This is a genomic window from Virgibacillus ihumii (genome assembly GCF_902726655.1).
GTDB lineage: Bacteria > Bacillota > Bacilli > Bacillales > Amphibacillaceae > Lentibacillus > Lentibacillus ihumii.
Genome location: NZ_CACVAN010000001.1, coordinates 2,271,621 through 2,295,397 on the forward strand (window position 1 = coordinate 2,271,621; position 23,777 = coordinate 2,295,397).

Annotated in this window: 20 protein-coding genes; 9 read left to right on the top strand and 11 right to left on the bottom strand. The window is 40.6% G+C overall.

All coding sequences use genetic code 11. The features are described 5' to 3' along the window. Positions 1–148: 148 nt before the first annotated feature. The 6 genes from HUX68_RS10970 to HUX68_RS10995 all read right to left on the bottom strand — a co-directional run bounded on the left by HUX68_RS10970 (position 149) and on the right by HUX68_RS10995 (position 6,729). Complete coding sequence (locus HUX68_RS10970) at positions 149–946, bottom strand: hypothetical protein (protein ID WP_174614862.1); 798 nt, start codon at positions 944–946, stop codon at positions 149–151. Beyond that, a complete protein-coding gene (locus HUX68_RS10975) occupies positions 947–2,299 on the bottom strand; it encodes an ATP-binding protein (RefSeq protein ID WP_174614863.1) in 1,353 nt (450 codons plus the stop codon). A 6-nt stretch (positions 2,300–2,305) separates the two neighbouring features. Beyond that, positions 2,306–2,980: a response regulator transcription factor gene (locus tag HUX68_RS10980; protein ID WP_174614864.1), complete on the bottom strand. Its 675-nt coding sequence runs from the start codon at positions 2,978–2,980 to the stop codon at positions 2,306–2,308. 17 nt (positions 2,981–2,997) lie between these two features. Beyond that, positions 2,998–4,455: an SLC13 family permease gene (locus tag HUX68_RS10985; protein ID WP_174614865.1), complete on the bottom strand. Its 1,458-nt coding sequence runs from the start codon at positions 4,453–4,455 to the stop codon at positions 2,998–3,000. After that, positions 4,430–5,629 (bottom strand): glycerate kinase family protein, encoded by a 1,200-nt coding sequence (locus tag HUX68_RS10990; RefSeq protein ID WP_174614866.1) that lies wholly within the window; start codon positions 5,627–5,629, stop codon positions 4,430–4,432. The genes HUX68_RS10985 and HUX68_RS10990 overlap by 26 nt, the downstream gene beginning before the upstream one ends. A gap of 365 nt (positions 5,630–5,994) precedes the next feature. After that, the gene (locus HUX68_RS10995) at positions 5,995–6,729 is read right to left on the bottom strand and encodes a WecB/TagA/CpsF family glycosyltransferase (RefSeq protein WP_174614867.1); all 735 of its coding nucleotides are present in this window, start codon (positions 6,727–6,729) and stop codon (positions 5,995–5,997) included. 212 nt (positions 6,730–6,941) lie between these two features. On the opposite strand from HUX68_RS10995, the gene HUX68_RS11000 reads away from it, so the two are divergent. The 5 genes from HUX68_RS11000 to lepB all read left to right on the top strand — a co-directional run bounded on the left by HUX68_RS11000 (position 6,942) and on the right by lepB (position 10,919). Then, positions 6,942–7,982, top strand: a complete 1,041-nt coding sequence (locus tag HUX68_RS11000; protein ID WP_174614868.1) for an LCP family protein — start codon at positions 6,942–6,944, stop codon at positions 7,980–7,982. A 357-nt stretch (positions 7,983–8,339) separates the two neighbouring features. Beyond that, positions 8,340–8,762 carry a hypothetical protein gene (locus HUX68_RS11005; protein ID WP_174614869.1) on the top strand — a complete coding sequence of 141 codons (423 nt, stop codon included), beginning with the start codon at positions 8,340–8,342 and terminating at the stop codon, positions 8,760–8,762. Between the two features lie 60 nt (positions 8,763–8,822). Further along, complete coding sequence (locus HUX68_RS11010; protein ID WP_174614870.1) at positions 8,823–9,617, top strand: hypothetical protein; 795 nt, start codon at positions 8,823–8,825, stop codon at positions 9,615–9,617. A 70-nt stretch (positions 9,618–9,687) separates the two neighbouring features. Further along, positions 9,688–10,362: a hypothetical protein gene (locus tag HUX68_RS11015; protein WP_174614871.1), complete on the top strand. Its 675-nt coding sequence runs from the start codon at positions 9,688–9,690 to the stop codon at positions 10,360–10,362. After that, a complete protein-coding gene (gene lepB / locus HUX68_RS11020) occupies positions 10,359–10,919 on the top strand; it encodes a signal peptidase I (RefSeq protein ID WP_174614872.1) in 561 nt (186 codons plus the stop codon). Before HUX68_RS11015 ends, lepB begins: the two co-directional genes overlap by 4 nt. Before the next feature lie 37 nt (positions 10,920–10,956). On the opposite strand, the gene HUX68_RS11025 is transcribed toward lepB, so the two are convergent. Further along, the gene (locus tag HUX68_RS11025; protein WP_343033640.1) at positions 10,957–12,012 is read right to left on the bottom strand and encodes a glycosyltransferase family 4 protein; all 1,056 of its coding nucleotides are present in this window, start codon (positions 12,010–12,012) and stop codon (positions 10,957–10,959) included. 61 nt (positions 12,013–12,073) lie between these two features. After that, positions 12,074–13,252, bottom strand: a complete 1,179-nt coding sequence (locus HUX68_RS11030) for a glycosyltransferase family 4 protein (RefSeq protein WP_174614873.1) — start codon at positions 13,250–13,252, stop codon at positions 12,074–12,076. 212 nt (positions 13,253–13,464) lie between these two features. On the opposite strand from HUX68_RS11030, the gene HUX68_RS11035 reads away from it, so the two are divergent. From HUX68_RS11035 to HUX68_RS11045, 3 genes are all read left to right on the top strand, one after another. Then, the gene (locus HUX68_RS11035; RefSeq protein ID WP_174614874.1) at positions 13,465–14,724 is read left to right on the top strand and encodes an O-antigen ligase family protein; all 1,260 of its coding nucleotides are present in this window, start codon (positions 13,465–13,467) and stop codon (positions 14,722–14,724) included. Then, positions 14,717–16,207: a murein biosynthesis integral membrane protein MurJ gene (gene murJ / locus HUX68_RS11040; protein WP_174614875.1), complete on the top strand. Its 1,491-nt coding sequence runs from the start codon at positions 14,717–14,719 to the stop codon at positions 16,205–16,207. The genes HUX68_RS11035 and murJ overlap by 8 nt, the downstream gene beginning before the upstream one ends. 79 nt (positions 16,208–16,286) lie before the next feature. Next, positions 16,287–17,003, top strand: a complete 717-nt coding sequence (locus HUX68_RS11045) for a glycerophosphodiester phosphodiesterase (RefSeq protein WP_174614876.1) — start codon at positions 16,287–16,289, stop codon at positions 17,001–17,003. A gap of 50 nt (positions 17,004–17,053) precedes the next feature. On the opposite strand, the gene HUX68_RS11050 is transcribed toward HUX68_RS11045, so the two are convergent. After that, a complete protein-coding gene (locus tag HUX68_RS11050; RefSeq protein WP_174614877.1) occupies positions 17,054–19,294 on the bottom strand; it encodes a C39 family peptidase in 2,241 nt (746 codons plus the stop codon). A 67-nt stretch (positions 19,295–19,361) separates the two neighbouring features. Next, complete coding sequence (galE, locus tag HUX68_RS11055; RefSeq protein ID WP_174614878.1) at positions 19,362–20,372, bottom strand: UDP-glucose 4-epimerase GalE; 1,011 nt, start codon at positions 20,370–20,372, stop codon at positions 19,362–19,364. A 346-nt stretch (positions 20,373–20,718) separates the two neighbouring features. On the opposite strand from galE, the gene HUX68_RS11060 reads away from it, so the two are divergent. Next, positions 20,719–22,161 (top strand): hypothetical protein, encoded by a 1,443-nt coding sequence (locus HUX68_RS11060; protein WP_174614879.1) that lies wholly within the window; start codon positions 20,719–20,721, stop codon positions 22,159–22,161. 205 nt (positions 22,162–22,366) lie between these two features. Here HUX68_RS11060 and HUX68_RS11065 read toward each other — a convergent pair whose 3' ends face one another. Then, entirely contained in the window at positions 22,367–23,743 is a 1,377-nt protein-coding gene (locus HUX68_RS11065) for a hypothetical protein (RefSeq protein ID WP_174614880.1), read from the bottom strand. Between the last annotated feature and the right edge of the window lie 34 nt (positions 23,744–23,777).

Genomic DNA, 23,777 nt, shown 5'->3' on the forward strand with positions numbered 1-23,777 from the left:
ATGTTAAAAATAATTTTTTCTATAAAGATACCACTCTTGGGGTCGCGGGAACGATTGTAAAAGAAAAAGGTATTTTCTGCTTTAGCAGAAAATGACCTTATTGTAAGAGTGAGGATGTTGTAGGCAGAGCGCCTTCCCCACTATTCCATTAATCATCATCCGAATCGTCGTCTGAATCATCATCGTCATCGCTACCCTCATTATCATCAGCATCATCACTGTCATCATCAACTTCGGTGTTTTTTGAAAACCAGGATGTAGAGGTGATTTTTTTCGTAGCTTCCTGAACATAGACATGTGCACCTTTTGTTTGTTTCTCGACCGTTACTTTATAGACGATACCGTGATCTGTTTGTAACCTTTTTATATTGGAAACAGTGCCATCCAACTGTTTTTTAGCGATGTTTGTCAGCTGATTCCGTGAGATTTCCGACTTCTTTTTCTTGTCACTGGTACCCTCCTGCTTTTCGCTAGTATGCTTTTTCGAATCTTTTACAGTCTTAGACGATGTGATTTTTCCTTTTTTTAAGTCATAGATAACTTGATATGTGCGGTTTTTCTTTTTCACCTTTGCCTTTGCTGCTGTATTACCGGACTTTTTGATGGTCAATACATTTCCTTTGAATTGCTGTTGGATGTTTTTCTTCGCTTCTTTTATTGTTAGGAGGGACCGGGTCTTTTCTTTAAGCTGTTTAACATTGCTGACTTTTTTGGTGTGGCTGTTAACGGTTAGCTGATAAATTCCTTTTTCATTTTCGATGGCTATAATGTAGTTGCCTTTCTCGTTCTTTTCACTTTTAAATGCTTTTCCGTCATATAATCCGACAGCTATCGCTTCCGCTTCTTCCAGTGAAATTGCAGCAGTGTTGTCGTCAACTAAAACCTGGAATAAGATAAAGGATATCCCTGCAAAAATAACCGACAAAAGGATCAATTTTACTTTCATTTACTGCACCTCCGATATCGGCAGACTTACGATAAACGTTGTACCGTGGCCTTCCTTACTGATAAGTGAAATCGATCCGCCGTGCCGTTCGCTGATCCGCTTGGCTATGAACAAGCCAAGTCCGGTTCCGCCAGTCTTCCGGCTCCGGTTTTTGTCAACGCGATACATTCGGTCAAAAATGTATGGCTGCGCCTCTTCCGGGATGCCGGGTCCATTATCGATAACGCTCAGCCTCACATTCCCGTCATGTTCCTGCAGTTCCACCTGAATAACGTCATTGCTGTATTTGTTGGCATTGTCCAGCAGAATGACAAGCAGCTGGATGAAGCTTTGCTCATGAATTTCCGCAACGATCCGTTTTGGGTCAGTTGTCCAAGCAATCTCGTTCTTATAAGTCCTGCGTAAGCGTTCAATCGTGCCGCTTACTATCGGTACAATGTCCATAGGTTCTTTTGCAAATTCACCAAGTTTTTCAGCTGATGCAAGCTGAATCAGCTGTTCGGTCATAAACTTCATACGGGCTGATTCGGATTCAATTGAATCAATCGCTTCTTTCAACACTTCCGGACGTGTGGAACCCCATCTTTTTAATAAACTGACATAGCCCGATATGACGGTTAAGGGAGTCTTTAATTCATGCGAGGCATCGGATACAAATTGTTCCTGTTTCAAATAACTGTCCTCCAGCTTTCGCATCATCGAATTAAAGGTCATACCAAGCTGATTCAGTTCATCACGCTCACTTTTTGTGATTTCAATTTGCTGGTAGGACTCCTCTTCTTCAATCATCTTCATGGTACTTATAAACCGGTGAATCGGGCGGGTTATCACACGGCCGAGCAGCCATCCAGCGATGCAAAGGATACCGATTACCAGGAAGGAGGTAAAAATAAGCACTCCTTTTAAGTCCTGGAGATTGGAAAACATCCCATCGGCATTCTGGATTATCTGCAAATTCACGATCGAACCATTATCATGAATGATTGGTGTTGAAACCATGATGAATTTTGATCCATTAAATGTCAGCACATCTTCAAATTGATCATTTTGAAAAGAGGTTTTGATTTTTTTATAACTATTTTCCCTTGTTAAATTTAAATCCGACTCCCCTTTCCGGTCGATCAATCGAATCATCCCATCACTGATTAAATATGTATGGAGCACCTCTTCAGTAGTGCCGTTCCCTTCTTTATGTAATTCTTCGATAATGTGTCTGGCTGTGCTCTGGAGCAGCTCCTGTTCTGATTTGATACTGGCATTTTTAAACATCACATATATCGTTATATTTGCAATCAGAAGCAGAATGGCCAGCAACACGGTAATTGACAGCTGTATACGTGTCCGTAAACTCATTTAAGATTAGTCCTTTACCATATAACCGACGCCCCGTACTGTCTGAATCGGCGCACCCGGTATTTTTTTCCGTAAATATCTGACATAAACATCAATCACATTCGTGTCTCCAAAATAGTCATAGCCCCAGACATAATTTAAAATCTGTTCACGTTCGAGTGCCTGGTTTTTATTTTCGGTAAAATACAGTAATAAATCATATTCTTTTGGAGTCAGTTCGATAAGCGTCCCATCGTCATACACTTCCCTTGATCCGGGATGGATGTTGATTTTTCCCAGTGAAAGTTCTTCCAGGGCCTGACTGTCCGCTTGTTTCCTGCTGAATCGCAAATTGGAACGGATCCTGGCGAGCAGCTCTTCTATTTCAAATGGCTTTGTCATGTAATCGTTGGCACCCAGGTCAAGGCCGTTCACTTTGTCATAAACCGTATCCCGTGCTGTCAGCATAATAACGATAATTCGTTCATCAACAGTACGAATACGCCTTAGTACTTCCATTCCGTTTAATTCAGGAATCATTACATCAAGAATGACCAGATCAGTCTGGTTTGATTGCAGCAGCTCGAGCCCCTTCCGCCCGCTATGGGCAACATCCACTGCGAACCCTTCATGTTCCAGCTCAAGCTGAATGATGCGCGCGATATTTTCGTCGTCTTCAATAATTACAATATGATTGCTCATCGTTTCCACCCCTTTTTCTATAAGGACAAACCGGTCCACTGCCAGTAAGTAAAGTAATACATCATCATCACAAAAATATAAAGAGGCATAAGTACTAAACTGAGTTTTAATAAAGCTTTTACGTCATACGAAATGTCACCCTCTTCATAAAAAAGCAGCAGCGCTTTGGAACTGACCGGAAATGTTATACAATAGTTCATCCCGATTAAACTGATAAATACAACAGCAACAGGATCCGCACCAATCGTTTGACCAAACAGGATCAGCGCCGGGATAAAGACAATTGCCCGGGTTGTATGCGATGTAATATACAAATGGCTTGTAACCGCCACGATTATAATAAGCAGTACTACAACCCATTCGGATGCATCTGCAAACAACTGCAATACCCCAATCATCTCTGTTTCCATCCAATCTACGACACCCGTGTCGACCAAGACTCTGCCCAGCGCAGTTGCCGCTGCCACAAACAGAATTAAATTCCAGGAAACGGCACCGATCCCTTGTTTCCAGCTTATCACTCCATATGCAGGCATCATGAATAAGACTGCGCCAAGCATGGTTAGAAATGCTATATCATATCCGTGGATTGGTTCAGTCACCCAGCTGATGATTAATAGAATCGTTAGGGCAGCAGTTCGTTTTTCCTTATCTGTCATTGGCTGCTGATGCGGGTGTGTTCTTGCGAATGTGTTTTTTTCTGATTGATTCGTTGCATTAAGTGCCTTTTTCGGCCACAGCATCATTTTTATAATGAAAAGTGACAGTAATGAAATCGTCAAGGCAAAAGGAACACCCCATACCAGCCACTGCACAAAGGAAATTGATTCGCCCGTGGATGTTTCGAGAAAACCAACTCCAATCAGATGGGAACCGGCTGCAATGATTGTTGCCGATGTACTCATCAGGATAATCACCGGAGCAATGACCGCCAGCACTTCCCTTTCTTTTTCGGAAAAATAACCGTTAAGCTGTCTGACAATCGGCATCGACAATGCAGCTCTTCCTGAAGTTGACGGAATAAAAAATGCTGAAATACATAAAACATACGTCAGTGACCGGAGCATAACGTTTTTATTTTTTGACCGATTCATCAATGTTTGGCTGATGCGATCGGCGAGCCCCGACTCCTTAATCGCCTCCCCGATAATAAAAGCCCCCAGCATGAGCCATACCACTTCTTCACCAAACGAATGATACAGAAGTTCCGGCGCTCCTGCCTTTAAAAATATAATAATTAAAATAAGGGATATAGCCACATAACCAGCCGGAATTTTGGTTCCAACCCATAGTGTCATGGCAGACAGGAAGGCAAACAGCGATATTTTTGCCGCATAATCAAGGCCGTCTGCCAACACTATTAAACTGGCGAAAAGAACATGAATGGTTACGATAATCAACATTTTTACAGAAAGCTTCTCAACTGCGCCAATCAGCTTATTTTCTTTGTTACGCCTGGCCAACCTTGTTTCCATCTGTGAAAACCCTTTCTTTTCGCCGGGACATTTTAAGCCCGATTGTGATATGCCTTAAAATACCTTCTACACTTTCTTCAATCCACTTGGGTGCCTGAAACATGGCTTGCTCCAAAGTAACCGGCTTTTGAATGATACTTGAATACGCATGAATGCCTGAACCGTAATTAAGTTGTGCATCACGGCCTACTGTACCTGTAATTGCGACAACTGGCGTATTATATTTTTGAGCAATCCTAGCAACCTCACTCGGAATTTTACCGTTGACCGTCTGGAAATCTAGACTGCCTTCTGCCGTAATAACAAGGTCTGCTTGAGCGATCTTTTCTTCAATTTGAATAAAGTCCATAATTAATTCAAACCGCGGGCGCAGTTGAGCACCTGCAAATGCATGCAGTCCCGCTCCCAGACCGCCTGAAGCACCACTCCCCGGCATCTGGCGTACATTGATTGTCGTGTGTTGTTCAATTAAATCAGCAAAATGTTCCAATGCCTGCGAGAGTGTTCTGACCTGTTCCGGTGTCGCCCCCTTTTGCGGCCCAAACACGTTTGCAACGCCTTTATTTCCGCAAAGCACGTTCGTCCAATTACACGCGACTTCTATTTTTGTTTGCTGAAGCCGAATATCCAGATTCGACGTATCAATCGCAGCCACACGATGCAGGTCCTCTCCGCCATTGATGTGAACAGCATGATTATTATCATCCAGGAAACGGACTCCAAATGCCTGTGCCATACCTGAGCCCCCATCCGAAGTTCCCGAATCGCCACAGCCAATAATTATTTGATCAGCACCGTTATCCAATGCATCTATAATTAATTCTCCCACTCCATAAGTAGTCGTTTTCAACGGATTCCGCTGATTGGACGGAACCATTTTCAAACCAGCGACTGCCGCCATCTCAATCACTGCCGTCCATTTATTGTTTTCGCTGAACATTCCATAATGACTTTTTACTTGTTCTCCAACCGGTCCCGTTACCTTTTTGTGGAACAGCTGACCTTGCTTTATCTTAGTGATTGCTTTAGCGAATCCCTCCCCGCCATCAACCATTGGAACTATATCCGTTTTGATGAAAGGGTCAAAACGCCTTGCCCCATTTTTCATTGCCACAGCAACTTCCTCCGCTCCCAAACACTCTTTAAAACCTGATGGTATGATTGCAACTTTCATTTATATTTCCTCCTCAAAATGCCGTTGTATATTGGAAGAATATCGTTTGGAAGTTAAGGTGTCGTTAGTGAATCATTAAAGAATGATTAAAAATGAGAAAGAGTTGAGTTGGTGTGGCGGTCGATGGAATGGGGGCCCCCCTAATCGGCTGCTCTCTCCCGTTTGGGTGCTGTTCTCTCCCGAGTTTAGGCTGTTCTCTCCCGAGTTTGGGCTGTTCTCTCCCGAGTTTGAGCTTCTCTCTCCCATTTGGATGCTGATTTCTCCCGTTTGATGCGGCTTTCTCCCATTTGGATGCGGGTTCGATCGATTTTTGGCAACGGCTGAAAATCTTCCTTTTTTCCATATAAAAAAAGCCAGCATCTAAGCTAGCTTTTTTTCAAAAACACCCGCAGCATGAATTCGGCTACTTTTACTATACGTTTGTAGCGAAATGGCTGTTTTAGCAGGCGGTAGAGCCACTCAAGATTGAGTCGGATCCAGAAGTCGGGGGCGCGTTTGACCTCACCGGCAAGAACATCAATCGAACCGCCGACTCCCATGAACACCCCTTTGTCAAACGCATCAAAATGGCGGGCAATCCATAATTCCTGGCGGGGCAACCCTAGTGCGACCAGCACAATGTCAGCACCGGATGCGCGAACTTCTTCCACCACGGATGTATCATCCAGGTCAAAAAAACCATGATGGCGGCCGGCAACATGCAAATCAAGATATTCCCGTTCCACTTCGATTACAGCTTTCCGGTTCACTTCTTCGGTGGCGCCGAGAAAATAACAGCTCAATTTCCGGTCATTCGCATATGCCAGCAAATCGCGCATGACGTCGTACCCGGCAACGCGCTCTTGCATCGGCTGCTTCATATATTTTGCCGCAATCAGGATACCCGCTCCGTCCGGGATGACATAATCAGCGGTATCCACAGCCGCCCGATATTGTTTATCTTCCCGCGCACGCATGGCAATTTCCGGGTTGCCCGTTACAATAAAACATTTTTCCTCGTTGTGAAGATGTGTATGCAGCACATTATTCAGGAAATTTTCCTTTGTTGTATTTATAAAATCCAGATGCATAATCTGCACCGTATCAAGATGATTGTTCATTTTTTGCAACCTTTCCGTTCACGATTCGTCTAACTACTGAAATAGTAATTTAATAAAAAATAAATTTACTATAAAGCAGATTCATAGTAAAATAAACGTTAGCCTTTTATTAAGATAATGTAAAAAAATGAATGACTTTTGACTTATAATATCATTAAACGGTATTTTTTCCTAATAAATATAATGTGAACAAAAAGAGGGGAAATTTTTTCATGAATGAAAATACACGAGTAAAACGAACGAAAAAGCGAAAGTTGCGGAAACGAGCTATTATTATTTTGATTCCGTTAGTTTTCATATTTATCGGACTAAGTTATGCGGGGTATTTGTACGCCAAGGCGGAATCGACACTGTCCGATTCCTATGAAAGTCACGGCCGGGAAAAATCCGACTTGCGTGAATCAGCGGTCGATCCATTGGAAGACAATATTTCCATCCTGATCGTCGGCGTTGATGCGAGTGATGTCCGCAACAATAAAAATAACTCCAGGACCGACACGCTGATGCTTGCGACGTTGAACAAGGATAAGAAAAGTGTCAAGATGGTAAGCATTCCACGTGACTCATACGTGTATATTCCGGAAGTCGGCTATAAAACAAAAATCAACCATGCCCATGCGTACGGCGGGATTCCGGCAACAATTGAAACGGTCGAACGGCTCATGGATATTCCGGTTGACTATTATGTAAAGCTGAACTTTGAGGCGTTTATCGAAGTGGTCAATGCAGTTGGCGGTATTACCGTTGACGTACCATACGAATTATATGAACAAAATTCCAAGGACAAAGAACGTGCCATTCACTTAATGCCTGGTAAACAAAAGCTGAACGGTGAAGAAGCTCTCGCCCTGGCAAGGACCAGAAAATATGACAGTGATATTGAGCGCGGAAAACGGCAGCAGGAAATCATGAAGACTGTCATCAAGAAAGCTATATCCATTAATTCCGTTCTTAAATTTGACGATATCATTGAAGCAGTCGGTTCGAATATGACGACAAATATGACGTTTGATGAGATGAAAAGCCTGATCTCCTATGGCACTGGTAAAGGCAGCCTTGGTTTTGACACGTATACGCTGGAAGGACACAATTATCAGCCCGGCGACACGTATTACTGGCAGCTAGATCAGGTTGCATTGAATGAAACCAAACAGATGCTGAAACAGCACCTTGATCTTAATACGACTGCAACCGCCAACAGATCTAGTGAAGAAGCATCGACAGCCGGTGATGGTGAGTCAGTTAACTATTAGAAAACTATGCAGTATGATGCCAGCCTGAACCTTTTAATACATAAGGTTCAGGCTTTTTGTTTAATAAAAATAAAAGCTGCATAGACCGGATTCCTCACGTTTTTCCTTCTTCTAAAAAATACTTACCAAAATGCGATTGAACGTTTATATGAAACAAGGAATTTTTAACACTACGCAACTTAAGTATCAGACTGAATGAATAAATAACCTAAAACGAACATAACAATGGAGTTGTGTTCATTTTAAAGAAAGAATTAAGCTAATTTCGTCCTTTCAAAAGAACGAAATCAAACGTTGCGAGGTTATAAGATTTAAAAATCCTGAATAATAAGACTCAAGATGAAAGGATCAGTGATAGTGAGAAAAGTACTTTTTATCGTTTTAATGGCTTTGCTGCTCATCGGATCATCAAGTGTGTTTATCTATGCGAAAACTGGAGAAGGTGCTCCCAACTGGTTTGACAAAGCTTCGCAACAAATGAAAAAGGAAATGCAGACAAATTTACTGGAAACATTTTCAGTCGGATTATCCAAGGAGGAGAAAGAATCTTTTTTTAATAAAAGCAAAGAAAAGATTACGCTGTTTCAACTGCTAACCATTTCAAACTCCAAAGAAGAAATCAAAAATCATCGAGAACATTACCTTTCACAATTGGCAGAGTCGAAAGAAAACCTGGATAAAAGCGACCTGAAAGAAATTTATCAAAAACAAAAACAGGAAGTGCAAACTGAAATCGAGGAAGACATCGAAGTATTTTTAAAAGATTTGCTGGATGAATAAGGTTTTAATGGAACTACATAGTTCATTAAAATAAAAAAATGTTGAGAGGAAGATTTACAGATGAAATTAGGTTTAAAAACGGTAAAAGGGAAAATTATTGCAGGAACAGCAGCAGGAAGCTTGGTTCTTGGCGGGGGATTTGCTTTTGCAAACACAGATGCGGGGCAAGCGCTACAAGATTGGTACAATGGCCAATTTGATTCTGCTGTTCAAGATGGTAAAGAAGACGCAGCTGCGTATGGTGCATCCCTTTTACCAGGACTTGCACAGGAATACAATGGGCTTAAATCCGATGCAAAAACGGATATCAACGAAACAGCCGACAGTGAAACAACGGATGCTGAAAACGCGATTAACTCCGCAAAAGAGGATCATATTGAAGCTGTAACAGCTAAAAAAGTAGAACTATTATCTGAGGCGGAAAAAGCGTTTTATGATGTGTATATGGATGCTTGGCTTCAAATACAGGATCTTGGCGATCAAGGATATGCGTATGCGGAAAATGACCTAACCAAATACACTGGTGACGCAGGAAGTAAAGCAGTATCACAGGTGAAAACTGATTTAGATGCTGCAAAAGAAAATGCAGTGTCGGAACTTGAAGAAGCAATCGAAAATGCGAAAGGTGAGTTGCAAGCAGATTTGGACGATCGAGAAGCAAATCTAACATATAATCTTAAGAACCAAATTGATTTTGAAATTAATGACTTGCGCAAACAAGTTGAATCTTTATTAGAAGATCTTGTCGCAGAACAACAATCCATCATCGCGTCGAAAGCCCAAGAACTGGAAAATGGTGCAATAGACGCTTTAGACGAAGTAGTAGCTGGCATTGATGGAACAGATGGCAAGTAATTAAAAGCTATTGGAGGGCCCCCTCTCTCAACGAAGGGGGACCTCTGCTTTTTAATATGGAGGTCTTATGATGAGAAAACTAACGGAAACACACAAAAGAAAAAAGAAGCCCATAGCATTAAAACTTCTAATCGGCTCTGTCTTATTCTTTGTAATCGTTGGCAGCAGTTTAAACGTCACTTTTGCAGATAAAGATATCGGAGCCATTATCACAAACTGGTTTGATCAAAAAGAAGCTGCCGCGATAAATGAAATAAGAGAGGCCGTGGCATCTGAACAAGCAACACAGACAAAACGATTAAAGCACACGCTGAAAAACGAAATTAAAAATGCCGAAGAGGAATTACATAAACAAATAAAAAGGGAAAAGAAAAAAAGAATAAAGGCTATACAGGAACACACGGATAAGCTGATTAAAAACTTTGACATTAATAACACTCAAGAGAGAGAACAAGCAATCAATCAATTAAACGCTATTCAACAGAATGCAATTGATAAAATGAATAATGTCCATCGTAAAACCAATCTGCAGCAAACCGAACAGCCTGATGAATCGAAAGAGAGGCCAAAAGAAACGCAAGATGATTCCACTTCGACCAATGAAAAAATGCAGCAAACAGATACAAAAAAACCTGCCGATTCATCAGACGAAAAATCATCGGATCATGCAAAAGATAAGGAAGAATCCACTAAAACAAAAAAGACAACTGACAACAAAAACGAAGAGAAAGCTGGTACAAAATGACCGAAAATGTGCACGAATTAAAGTTGGATAAGAAGCAAACAAATGACAACATGAAAGAAAAATCCGGTTGGGTCAGCTGGTTATTTTTTATTATATCAATTGCTGCTGTGTTTTTTATTTTCCGTTTTGTGATCGGCATCACCATCATCAATGGTGATTCAATGAGCCCTACGATAAGTGACGGGGATGTCTTTCTAACCAGTGACATGTTTTATACGCCAGAACGAAATGATATTGTGATTTTTCGCGATGAAGATGGTTATGATGTAATCAAGCGGATAATTGGTCTGCCAAATGAGACAATTGCGATACAAAATGGGGTCGTTTTTGTGGACGGAGAACCAATAAAAAGTGAATTTACGACTGGAATCCCAAATGATATGCCTGAAAGAACAGTCGATAGCGGTTCTTATTTTTTAATAGGCGATAATCGGACACCTGGAGAAAGTCTGGATAGCAGAAATAGCGATATAGGATCCATCTCCAAAGAAAAGATAAAAGGTCAAGCGATATTGTCATTACTTCCCTTCGGATTAATGACGATTATCCCAAAATAAAAAAGACTCAATCGGAGTCTTTTTTACTTCAATATTCTTATGATTTTCGCCGGAAAAGATTCATCATTTTTGTCAATGGCTTGAAATTACTATTAATAAGATTAAGATTTTCAATTAAAAATTGGATGGCAATGACCGAAATCAGAAAGATAAGCACCGCGCCCCAGAGCGTCGTCATGGAAAACAGAACCGCGGCCAGATTAAACATGATGCTGAGCCCGTACAGCAGCAGAACAGTTTGCCGATGAGTGAAGCCTGTCCGGACGAGACTGTGATGCAGATGTGAACTGTCCGGTTTGGTCAACGGCTGTTTGTTTATTTTCCGCCTGACAATTGCCAGGATAATGTCCGAGAGCGGGACCCCTGCAATGAAAATCGGTATGATAAATGAAATAATCGTTACATTTTTAAATCCGAGCAGCGCAAGAACGGCAATCATGAATCCGAGAAACTGTGAGCCGGTGTCTCCCATAAATATTTTGGCGGGGAAAAAATTGTACCGCAGGAAGCCGACTGTACTGAAAAAAAGAATCAATGCCATCGTTGCAACATATACCTGGTTCATCGCAATCGCCATCATGGCGATCGTAAACAATGCAATCGCCGAAACACCCGCAGCAAGCCCATCCAGACCATCAATCAAATTCATCGCATTGGTGAGCCCGATAATCCAGACCAGGGTAACAACAGCGCTGAGAAAGCCAAGCTCAATCTGTCCGCCAAACGGCACATTTACAAAATCAACCTGCAGGCCGCCCCAGAAAATAACCAGCAGAGCTGCCGCAAGCTGAAAAACAAACTTGTATTTTGGCTTAAGGTTATACACGTCATCCACTATACTGTGGCCAATAATAATGAACGACGCCACAACAATCGATACATGATATTCATTATACGGCTGCAGCAGAACCAGGCCGACCAGAAAACTGGTAAAAATGACGAGGCCGCCAAGTGTTGGAATTGGGTCTGTATGTACTTTTCGGTGATCTGGTTTATCTGTGGCATTAATCTTTAATGCAAATTTTATAAACATCGGTGTGATGATTAACGAAACAAGCATCAGTAAAAAGGCTAAAATCCCGATTTTTAGCACTTAGCCCACCTCAATTTACTTTCCTGACGTATTAGACGCTTTGTATAAGGATTCGTTACAATTATTTTCCGCTCGCTCTGAATCGATAACTGTCCATATTTAAATATACATTATAAATCTCTTCAGCGAAAGACTGCACGGAAAATTTTCCGGAAGCATGTGTAAAAAGTTCTTCCCCTATCAGTTGTAACATACCCTTTTTCTTCAAAAGCAAAGCGTCGTTCATCGCCTGGTGCAATTCGTGAGGGTTCCCAGGTGCCACTCTCCAGCCGTGATTCCGGCCCTGAATCAGCTGGCCGACACCTCCGACATCCGTTGCAATGACCGGTGTATTCGCCCTTGCTGATTCCAGCAAAACAAGCGGAAAACTTTCACTGTGCGAAGTGAGCATTGTAACATCAGCAATTTGGTAAAAGGGATCGACCTGCTGCTGATGACCAATGAAATGAACATTGCTGCTGATATTCAAGTCACCTGCAAGCAGCTTCAGCCGGGTAAGCTGGCTTCCTTCCCCAACTAAAACCAGCTGGCATTCGGGATGTTTTGCGGCAAGTTCAGAAAAAGCCTCCAATGCGATGTCATGTCCCTTCACCAGTTCCAGGCGCGCCACCATAACAATGATAAAATCATCGCCGGAAAATCCATAGTCCTGTCTGCTGGCGGGACGTGGCAGATCTTTTTTAAAATCAATTCCGTTTAATGCTGTGACAATCCGCTTATCATTACACCCAGCCTCAATCAGATTGGTCCGGAATGCTTCAGATATAGCGATAATCCGGTCGGAAGTTTTGAGCGAATGCACATTCACCCGGCTCAAAAAATTACCATATTTCCCTTTTCCCATGAAATCGTGGAATGGATCACTATGCACCGTGGCGACCCAAGTGAATGGCATCATTTTTTTCAACAGATTCGCATACACATTAGCGCGGGGGCCATGTGTATGGATGATGTCAATTTGCTCCCTTTTAATGTAATTTTTCATTTTCTGCATCAGCGGAATGCTCATTTTCATCCGGTTGGCAAAATGCACCGTGTTTATGCCAGCCTTTTGCGCCCGCTCCAGCAGCTCGCCTTTTTCAAGCACACCAAGCGTGAATTCGCCGGACTGAAATGAACTCAAGGCATCGGGATTGCCTGTTTCCGGCTTGGACATGACATTAAATTCGTTAAGTAATCCAAGAATATGATGCATGCCGCCGCCTGTCTCATTTCCGGCATTTAAATGGAGTATTTTCATCCGATCAGCCGCCTTTTCACCATTATGATTCCATCATCAATATGTCCAAAGCAGGCAGGAATTATAAGCATATGCACCATGAATATAGCTTAACTGGGACGAGGAGCCTGTCCCTCTGTCCCGGGGCCCGCTACTATGAATATATGCATCGAAGTTGTCTATAATTGTTATGTAATCATTAAGAATTTAGTTCTTACATCGGAGTGTTTCCCATGTCTTATCAAAAGTACGGTATTTTTTTGCTGCTGATTTACTTTCCGGTACGTACATTATTGATCGAACTTATTCCGCTGCTTCGATTCTTTGGTGATGTCGTCATTATCGGGATGTTTTTACATATATTTCTGCGGGATCCGATTGCTTTGCTGAAAAAATACCGGTTTACCGGATACTTTTTGGCATTTACAGCAGTTGGTGCGATTGTAGCCCTGTTGAATGGAGTCACACCAATGGCGGTGGCAATTCAGTTGCGGACGTTTGTCGTGCCTTTTTTACTGATTTATATTGTCGGGGAAATGCGGTTAGGATCGCAGACCAAGTTTTTGCACCAGATCGTTTCGATTTCATTTGTAATGGGCGTAATCGTTTCCCTGCACGGCCTGATTGCCAAAATCTCGCACCGGACGTTGCTGATGCCGGACAGCTGGGAGGCATGGGATCTGGCTGCCATCAACAGCGGCAGAATCTACGGAGCGCTCGGCAACCCGAACATTTTGGCAACGTACCTGTGCATCGTGTTCTTTCTGGTGATTTTTTTCCGGAAGCAGTTTACGTGGCATACATACGCCGGTCTGATTTTAATTGCCGGAACGGTGGTACTCACCTATTCGCGCGGGGCATTACTGGCATTTGCGATTGGACTTATCGTCATAAGTCTGTTACGAAAAAACTGGCGGATGATCGGACGGACAGTATTTGCCTTCGCAGTAGCGGTCATGCTCATCTATCTGCCGGCAAATGCTATGTCTACGCTGACTTCCGGGGGAATGACAGGACCGGCCGCAGAGCTTCCTGATGCGGATACCATGGATGCCAGCCTGTTTGTTGAGCGGTTTCTGGAGATGTTTTCCGGCGAAACCATTGAAAAAAGTGCCGGCAGCGGGCGAATTTATATCTTCTTAAAAGGGATGGAGATTTTCCTAGATCACCCGTTAGTCGGAACCGGATTCGGAACATACGGCGACACTGCTTCCCTATTTTATGCATCCCCGATATATGATGAATACAACGTCAGGGACGAGTTGTACACCGACAATCAATACATGCAAATATTGGTTGAAACCGGAGTGGTCGGTGTGGTGTTAGTGCTGTTGTTTTTCTGGCGGTCGATTGGCGTTGGAGGCGGGGTTTATTTCTTTTTTCTTATTGCTGGAACAGTTGCAGGTCTCGTTTATAACATTTTGGAGGACAAGACGTTTGTGCTTTATCTGTTTGTGTTTCTTGGTTTAGGATTGAGGCGCTGGGATGAGTAATATGTTGCGTTCGTTTGGCATCATTACCATACTGTCCATCATCGGAAAATTACTCGGGTTCGGCCGTGAAGCGTTGATTGCCGCATATTTTGGAACATCAAAAGTTGCAGATGTTTTTTTCATGGCAAACATTATTCCGCTTATTATGTTTACAGCAATCGGAACCGCAATCCAGGCCGGAATTATTCCCCTTTATATGAAGGATAGGGAGAGCAATTTAAAATTGGCCAGCAGCAATCTGAATATGATTGGGTCCGTTTTTATATGGGCAGCTGTCGGATTTAGCCTATTTACGTTTATATTTGCAGATTCTATCATACAGTTGATGGCGCCCGGATTTTCACATGAACAACTGGAACTGGGCGCTGTCTTAACTAAAATACTCGCCCCAACCATTATTCTCTTAACGTTCATGGCAATTTCGACAGGGGTGCTGCACTCGCGTAAACATTTTCTCTTGCCTGCTCTTTCCCCTGCTGTACAGAACATTTTCGTCATCCTGGCGATCGTCTTCTTATCAGTCCGCTATGGTGTCATCGGGTTGACGATAGGAGTGCTTTCGGGGGTGTTCGTGCAGTTTGTCATTCAATTCCCGTCACTGCGGAAATCCGGCTTTCGTCTGAAGGTACATTTTACACCTGAACTAAGAAGACGGCTGATGCTGTTTATCCCAATCATTGCCGCTGCGCTTTTTCTGCAGTTAAATGACGTCGTTGACCGCATCATTACATCCACCTTGGCATCAGGAAGTGTCGCCGCCATAAATTACGCAAGCAGGCTCGTCTGGATTCCTGTCAGTCTGATTATGACCCCATTAATTACAGTCTTTTATCCAGCATTGGTCGAAAAAACATCCATGTCCGGGGAAGGATTTATTCAGATGGTCAAGCGTGGAATGTTTTTAATTCTTGTGATTGCCATCCCATTTGAAATCATCATGCTTCTGGAAGGAAAACAGGTGGTGGAATTCGCTTTCCAGCGGGGCGTATTTGGGGATGAAGCATTGGAGCTGACTTGGAGTGCCTTCTTCTTTTTCGCAGTCGCCCTGCCATTTTTTGCAATAAGGGACTTTTTAATGAATGCCCTGTATGCCGTACGTCAATTCCAAGCAGCAATGTATGCATGCATGATTGGACTTATCATTAACGCTGGACTAAGTTTCCTTCTGGCATCTGTAATTGGCATAGGGGGTGTGGCTCTTGCAACCAGTGTCTCCATGGTTATGACCGTAATATTTTTATTTTTGACTTTGAAAAAATTATACGACTTTTCAGTGGATGGATTTATGTTACGGATTTTTAAAGTAGTGCTGATTTCCGTTGTCGCATGGTTTGCAGGTTACGTATGTGACTTTTCAATTGAGAAGGAGCTTGCAGGAATTATAGCAACCAGTATCATAGTATTTCTGATATATGGTCTGCTGCTGTGGCTGGGTGATGTTATTAAAAGAGATGACATTACGGAATTCAGGAAGGGTAAGTAACCGGTACGAACAGCACATCGATTCTATTTCTTTCCAAATGTATGTTATGCTTTCTAGTAGAGAATTGGAGTGGTAAATCATGACACTGAATTTTGCCCACCGCGGGTCAATGACGGAAGCACCGGAAAATACGATTCCCGCTTTTCAAAAAGCACTGGAACACGGCGCACAGGCGATTGAATTGGATGTTCAGCTTACCAAGGATGATGAGCTGGTTGTTTGCCATGATCATCATTTTAGGCGGTACAATAAGAACGTTAAAGGAAAAATAAGAAGTTTCACCCTTGAGGAAATTAAACAAATTGATGTAGGATCCAAAAAAGGTGAAGAGTTTGCAGGAATATCACTGCCCACTCTTGAGGAAGTGCTGAATCTCTGTCCTTCCGAAATCATGTTAAATGTGGAAATCAAAAATATTCCGGTCATCTATGAAGGAATTGAAGATATACTGATCCATACACTCGACCGTCACCATCGGCTGGACAATGTAATTATTTCTTCTTTCGACCATGTTGCATTGAAAAAAGTCCAGGAGATCAATCCGGAAATCCCACTAGGCATGCTATTCTATTATCGCATCCTTAACCCTTGGGATTACGCTAAAAATAGTGGACTTAACATCAACAGTATCCATCCGAATCAAATCTACACTGATCAAACGTTTGTTGAGGAATGCAAAAAACTGGGGTATAAAGTATATCCGTACACAGTGAATGGTCAGAAACAATATGAAAAATTATTGGATTACGGTGTGGATGGTGTCTTTTCAAATTGGCCGGATATCTTTGGAACTTAAAGCATAAAAACTGTCCCAAAAGCTATGAACTTTTGGGACAGTTTTTCAATTTAATAGGAAATTGCCCGTCTGTTCTGGTCATTCCAAAGCCTGAAAAACTCATTTTTACTGATTTTAACATTTCGCTGGCCAGTCCACGGGTCATTATAATAAAAATTATTTTTATCATAACCAATCAACGTAATTGCATGAACAGTAAATCCATGCATCGGGGATACCCAGGCTACTACAGGCTTATTGTAGGATAGCCTTGTTTCAAGTCCATGATTTGTAGTGCCGGTTAAATTTACTGCGTTTCCTGCATGTATTTCGATTAACCGCATTAATGCGGGGGGATGGATCGTCCATCCATTCACCGTGTAAGGATTTCCTACATAGCCTTTGTCCGGATTCCATCGATGTCTTGGCATTTGGTCGGCGAGTTCCAGCTTGCCCGCATCTGAACCGGAATAGCGCAGCATCATAGTAACTGCTGTGATTTCACAACCAGTTGGTAATTCGGGAAGCTGTTCAATTACAGTAACATTTAATGTTTTTCCGATAATTCTTGAGCCATGATTTTGTCCGTAGACAGTTCGCGGCTCGTACTCATACCAGACCAGTGTATGTGAACTGCCTTTTTCTTTTTTAGAAGCATACTTAATATAACCATTCCTATTTATACTAAAACGAAATTTAATATTGTCTCCCTGGTCACCATATTGTGTGCGCGGATAATATTTATAGTAAACTATTGAACGCTGCGTACCTTCCTTGTATTTTGCTGCATCATCAATATAACCATTGGTAGTCATATCGAAGCGGTACTTAATATTATCTCCCTGCTGACCATATTGTGTGCGCGGATAGTATTTATAATAAACAATCGAACGCTGCGTACCTTCCTTGTATTTTGCTGCATCATCAACATAACCATTGATAGTCATATCGAAGCGGTACTTAATATTATCTCCCTGCTGACCATATTGTGTGCGCGGATAGTATTTATAGTAAACTATTGAACGCTGCGTGCCTTCTTTGTATTTAGCCGCATCATAGATATAGCCACTCTCAGTCATATCAAAGCGGTATTTGATATTGTTCCCCTGCTGACCATAGCGTGTTTGCGGATAGTATTTATAGTAAACTATTGAACGCTGTGTGCTTTCCTTGTATTTGGCTGCATCATCAATATAGCCACTCTCAGTCATATCAAAGCGGTATTTGATATTGTCTCCCTGCTGACCATAGCGTGTTTGCGGATAGTATTTATAGTGAACTATTGAACGCTGTGTGCCTTCCCTGTATTTGGCTGCATCATCGATATAGCCACTCTCAGTCATATCAAAGCGATACTTAATATTATCTCCCTGCTGACCGTATTTTGTCCCCGGATAATATTTATAGTAAACTATCTCCCTGTTAGTTCCCTGTTTATACTTCATTGCAACCTGAATATTTCCGTTATTATCTATAATGAATTCATACTTTTTATTTCCATTCCTTTGCTGGTAAGCGGTCTCCGGATAAAATGTATAAGCTTCAGTTAAGGCTTGTGTCGATTTATCCAAATTCAACGCATTTATCAAGTATCCCTGTGTATTCACATTAAACTTTAATTTTATCGCTTTTTCTTTATCCTGCACAGACGTTCCAGGATAATATTCCCTTATTTGAACCACTTGCTTATTTTCCAGAACCTTAGCATATTTAATAATACCTTTATCATCTATGTAGTACTTAATATTTCCTTTTTTAATAATTCCTTTTTTAAACTTCTTTTGGAATGTATTCTTTTTCTGATCTTTTGATTTCGGTTCGGCATCCTTATCTGCCCTTTTTGTATCAGTTTCCGGCGTTTGATCTGTTTTGGATTTATTTGTACCATCTTTTTCAGATTTTTTCTTGTTTTTATCATTTTTTTCGGAAGTATCCTTCTCGTTGTCAGGAGTTGATGCAGCATTATCTGAAGTCTCTTTACCGTCTTCATCTTTTGGTTCATTCTTATCGGGGATTTCACCCCGTTCTTTTTCCTCTGTTTTTGTAGAGTCTTTTTCCTTATCAGTATGTTCTCCATCACCATTTTCCGGTTTTTTCTTTTCGTCATTTCCATCGGATGAGTCCTTTTCTTTATTTGCTGCTTCATCTTCCGTAGAATCCTGTCCGCTAGTTGTCGTTTCGTTCTGTTTTTTCTCTTCTCCTGTTTTCTCCTGCGGCGGCTCATCCTGGTCTTCTGCATACACGGCAGTTACCGGAAAAATGAATAAAAAAAATAAGCCAACTATTATTAAATTAAAACACTTTTGTCCCATTCTAAATTCCCTTCCATTTGATTTTATAAAAAGGCTATTCCACGTAAAGAATAGCCTTGTCATGTTACTACTTGTAACCGTTCGGATTATTCTCCTGCCAGTTCCATGCATCCTTGCACATGTCATAAATACCTTTCTCTGCCTTCCAATCAAGTTCCTTAAGTGCCTTGGATGGATCCGCATAACATGTTGCGATATCCCCGGGTCTTCGTTCCACAATTTTATATGGAATGTCTTTTCCGGATGCTTTTTCAAATGCATCCACAACCTCCAATACACTGTAACCGCGTCCGGTTCCAAGGTTAAAAATTTCAAGTCCGTCATTTTTTTCGATTTGTTCCAAAGCTTTCAAATGACCATTTGCCAGATCAACGACATGAATATAATCCCTCACACCCGTGCCATCCGTTGTATCATAGTCATTGCCAAATACCTTTAATTCATCCAGTTTGCCAACCGCTACCTGTGTGATGAACGGCATCAGATTGTTCGGAGTACCGTTTGGATCCTCCCCAATTTTACCACTGGAATGGGCACCGACAGGGTTAAAATATCGGAGCAGTGAGATATTCCAATTGTCATTAACAGCCGCAACATCCATCAGTATTTTCTCGATCATCAGTTTTGTTTGTCCGTATGGGTTATGAGCTGCTGTCGGGAAAGACTCTTGAATCGGATTTTTGTCAGGATTCCCGTACACTGTTGCGGAAGAACTGAAAATCAAATTATAGACACTGTTTTCCTCCATCACTTCACAGAGGTTGATCGTACTCATTAAGTTATTTTTATAGTACTTTAGTGGCTCTTTTACTGATTCACCAACGGCTTTGTATCCGGCAAAATGAATAACAGCATCAATAGTGTTTTCTTTAAAAATTTGATTCAATTCCTCTTTGTTCAAAAGGTCGATGTAATATGGCGCAACACCTCTACCAGATATTTCTTTAATCCGCTCCAGCACCAGTTTATTGCTGTTGGCCAAATTATCGGCAATAATCACATCGTGTCCCTCATTAAGCAGTTCAATCGTTGTATGACTGCCGATATATCCTGTGCCGCCTGTTACAAGAATGTTCATACAGCATCCCCTTTATAATTAAATTCATATTTTGTATTGCAGAGTTATTCCACATTAAATTATACAATTTGCCCATTAAAAACACAACACAACACAGAATTCGAAGTGTTCAATTAAAATAAGCATGGCCAAATTATCGAACTTAAACCGTATTTCCTCGTCACAAAATGCGGTTGTTTTAAAAAAATAGATGTAAAAATTCCATTTATAAAAATCCTTTAATCACGGACGACTCTTTCTATTTCCCCATCTAACCTGTCTTTTTTACAAAACAATGCCGAAAGTCTTGCTTTTTGTAAAATTATGTTACAAAATTGTAATAAATAGGTTAAGGAGGAGAGTAGTTTTGAATCATATTAAAGAAGTAATTTTGCATGTAGGGTTGAGTAAAACGGGTACATCGAGTATACAAAGCACTCTGTATAATGAGGGTAATAATAAGTTACTATTAAAAGAAGGAATTTTATATCCAAGATGTTGGGAGCAATCAAATCATGGTAATATTTTATTGAGCCCATTCTCTACAAATCCAGAGACGGTTGGTCCAAATAAATTCCCAAAAATACTTTCCAAAGAGGAAATAGAAGAGAAAGATAAGCTAAACCTTAATAAGTTTGAAACAGCACTAAGTAAATGTACTGCCAATAAGTTGATTATATCAGGTGAAGTAATTTCATCAATTTCCAGGGAAAACATCGGAAAACTAAAAAAATATTTGATGGATATAGGTTTTAACAAAGTAAAATTCAAAATTATGATTTATACTAGAAATCCTGTAACATGGGCGGTCAGTACGATACAGCAACAGTTCAAGTATGGTGACCAGTATGACACGGTATTAAAGATACGGAAAAACCGTGATTTACCCACTCTATTTCAAGATAAAATTGGTAAATTTATTGATATCTTTGGCAAGGATTCCGTATATGTTTACCCATTTGAAGAGGCGAGAACACACGAGATGGGAATGGTGGGGCACCTTTTGGAAGAATTAAATATTGATAAAAAAGTCATCAATAATATAAAACAAATTCGCACAAACGAAAGCATGTCAATGTTTACCGGAGAATTTTTGACATATATCAATTACAGGATCCCATTAATTATAGACGGTAAACAGAATGGAAACAGGCATATAAGTGATCACCAACCTTTACTTAAAATCGGAGGAAATAAATTCGACATCTCTTTAGAAGAGAAAAAGAAGATTGCTAAAGTTACCCAACACGATATAGGATGGCTTAAGGAATCTTATGGAATTGATTATACATATGAGAATTTAAAGGAAACGAAAATATATGAAAATATCGATACATCATTTAAGGATATAGAAAAAATCTACCCAAACCTAACCAAGACTATTCGTGATTCTCTTGTAGAATTTATGGAGAACAAGTTGATATCTGAAATACCATTCCCCCTTAAGGATCACTGTTTTGAATTAATAATGCAATTTAAAGAACAGGAACAAGATTTAATACGGATTGACCATGTAGAAGATAGATTTCAAAGTAAATTAAATACTAAAGGTGTTAATAAGGGAGTTATATACAGAGAACTAGCTTTACTTATGGAAGGATACGATCAAATTAAAATTGCAAAATTATTCATGGGAAAAGCCGGTTTATATTTACCAAATGGACCTTTTATCAAAAAAAAGCACGAAGAATATAAACAAAAACTGCTACAACAACAGACCATAAATGAGAGCATAAAAACTAGAAATGAGATAGCGGCTGCGGGAAAGAAAAAATCAATTTGGAAGCGAATATTCAAGAAGGAATCATGACCGAATGGGCTAGCATATGCTAGTCTGTTTGTTTGTCTGAAAGTTTATAATTCAAACCTGATTTGTGGATTGTAATAATCGTTTCTATATAAAAATTATATAACTTTATTATTACATCACATGCGAAATTCAATTTCTATGTTTCTTCAACTTCTCAAGAGCAAAATCCAATTAAATAACCCCCTGTAGTGGGGGTTGCATTTCATTAGATTTCCAATTCCGGTCCGTTCTTGCCTAATTTTTCTTTATATTGCTCATGCTTTTTCTTTATAAGTGGTCCAACTGTTGCTTTATATAAACCTGCTTTTTGCATAAATAATTCTGCAAGTTCGATTTGATTGTATGCCTCCATGAGCAATGCGAGTTCCCTGTATAGAACACCTCGATCAATATCGTTAATTTTCAATGTACTCAGGAATCTATTTTCTATATGGTCACTTTGCTCTAAATCCTTTTCCTGTTCTTTAAATCTACGGATTAATTCGAGACATTGATTCCTGTGTCCGGATGGAATGTCGGATATCAGCCTGCTTTCCATAAATTCCACAAGAGCATTACGGATTGTTTTCGTAAGGGTGGGATACATTTTTTCTAATGCATCTAATGATTTATCCACATTCTTATAGTTCGCCTTTTCCTTTATATTCTCATGCAAATAATCAATACGATATTTCTTCTTTAACCATTTAAGATCATTTTTCATAATAGACGCAATCTCTTTTTTCTCATTTAGGGAGAGATCAAATTTATCACCTGGTAATGTAAGCAGCGCCTGGTGATCTCTTCTGTGTCTAGTTTTATTCTGTTTCCCCTTTCTGAATAATGGTGTTCTGTTATTAATATATTTCAAAAACTCTCCAGTAAACATTGACATGCTGTCGTTTTTACGAATCTGGTTCATATTTCTGGTGGTTTTTTTGTCAACATCTAATTGCTCAAGAAAGTGTCCAACCATTCCCATATCATGAGTTCTGGATTTCTCAAATGAATAAACATGTACAGCCTTCTTACCGAAGATATTAACGAATTTGCCAATTTTATCCTGAAACATTGTTGGCAATGTCCGGTTTTTTAGTTTATCCATAGCCGGTGCATATTGAAAACCATCCTTAAACCTTTGTTGCAGCGTACTCCCTGTCCATGTCACAGGATTTCTTGTATATATCAGAACTTTAAATTTTGCTTTTTTGAGTCCAATATCCATCAAGTACTTTTTTAAGTTTTTGATGCTTTCACTGGGGAGAGGAAGAATCCCTTCAGCCGAAATGACCAATTTTTTGGCAGAACAGTTGTTTAAAGTTTCTTCAAACTTCTTCAAGTTCAATTTATCTTTCTTTTCTATTTCCGCTTTGGAAAGAACTTTTGGAAATTTATTTATGGCATACTTCCCTGGATCGGGAGAAAATGCACTGCATAAGGCAACCCCGTGATTTGACAGCCAGCAGGTTGGATATAATATTCCTTCGTTTAACAATAATCTGTTATTACTTTCATCATACAGGGTACTCTGTATACTTGATGTCCCTGTTTTACTCCAGCCAACATGCAGAATAACTTCTTTAATTTTATTATTGGTTAACATTACATTTCAGCCTTCCTATGGAAATTAAAACTAT

Coding starts and splice junctions, on each gene's coding strand:
- HUX68_RS10990 (WP_174614866.1), bottom strand. CDS start 5,629: ATGAAAGTTGCAATCATACCATCAGGTTTTAAAGAGTGTTTGGGAGCG.
- HUX68_RS11050 (WP_174614877.1), bottom strand. CDS start 19,294: ATGGGACAAAAGTGTTTTAATTTAATAATAGTTGGCTTATTTTTTTTA.
- murJ (WP_174614875.1), top strand. CDS start 14,717: ATGAGTAATATGTTGCGTTCGTTTGGCATCATTACCATACTGTCCATC.
- HUX68_RS11015 (WP_174614871.1), top strand. CDS start 9,688: ATGAGAAAACTAACGGAAACACACAAAAGAAAAAAGAAGCCCATAGCA.
- HUX68_RS10980 (WP_174614864.1), bottom strand. CDS start 2,980: ATGAGCAATCATATTGTAATTATTGAAGACGACGAAAATATCGCGCGC.
- HUX68_RS10970 (WP_174614862.1), bottom strand. CDS start 946: ATGAAAGTAAAATTGATCCTTTTGTCGGTTATTTTTGCAGGGATATCC.
- HUX68_RS11000 (WP_174614868.1), top strand. CDS start 6,942: ATGAATGAAAATACACGAGTAAAACGAACGAAAAAGCGAAAGTTGCGG.
- lepB (WP_174614872.1), top strand. CDS start 10,359: ATGACCGAAAATGTGCACGAATTAAAGTTGGATAAGAAGCAAACAAAT.
- HUX68_RS10975 (WP_174614863.1), bottom strand. CDS start 2,299: ATGAGTTTACGGACACGTATACAGCTGTCAATTACCGTGTTGCTGGCC.
- HUX68_RS11045 (WP_174614876.1), top strand. CDS start 16,287: ATGACACTGAATTTTGCCCACCGCGGGTCAATGACGGAAGCACCGGAA.
- HUX68_RS11065 (WP_174614880.1), bottom strand. CDS start 23,743: ATGTTAACCAATAATAAAATTAAAGAAGTTATTCTGCATGTTGGCTGG.
- HUX68_RS11035 (WP_174614874.1), top strand. CDS start 13,465: ATGTCTTATCAAAAGTACGGTATTTTTTTGCTGCTGATTTACTTTCCG.
- HUX68_RS11030 (WP_174614873.1), bottom strand. CDS start 13,252: ATGAAAATACTCCATTTAAATGCCGGAAATGAGACAGGCGGCGGCATG.
- HUX68_RS10985 (WP_174614865.1), bottom strand. CDS start 4,455: ATGGAAACAAGGTTGGCCAGGCGTAACAAAGAAAATAAGCTGATTGGC.
- galE (WP_174614878.1), bottom strand. CDS start 20,372: ATGAACATTCTTGTAACAGGCGGCACAGGATATATCGGCAGTCATACA.
- HUX68_RS11010 (WP_174614870.1), top strand. CDS start 8,823: ATGAAATTAGGTTTAAAAACGGTAAAAGGGAAAATTATTGCAGGAACA.
- HUX68_RS10995 (WP_174614867.1), bottom strand. CDS start 6,729: ATGAACAATCATCTTGATACGGTGCAGATTATGCATCTGGATTTTATA.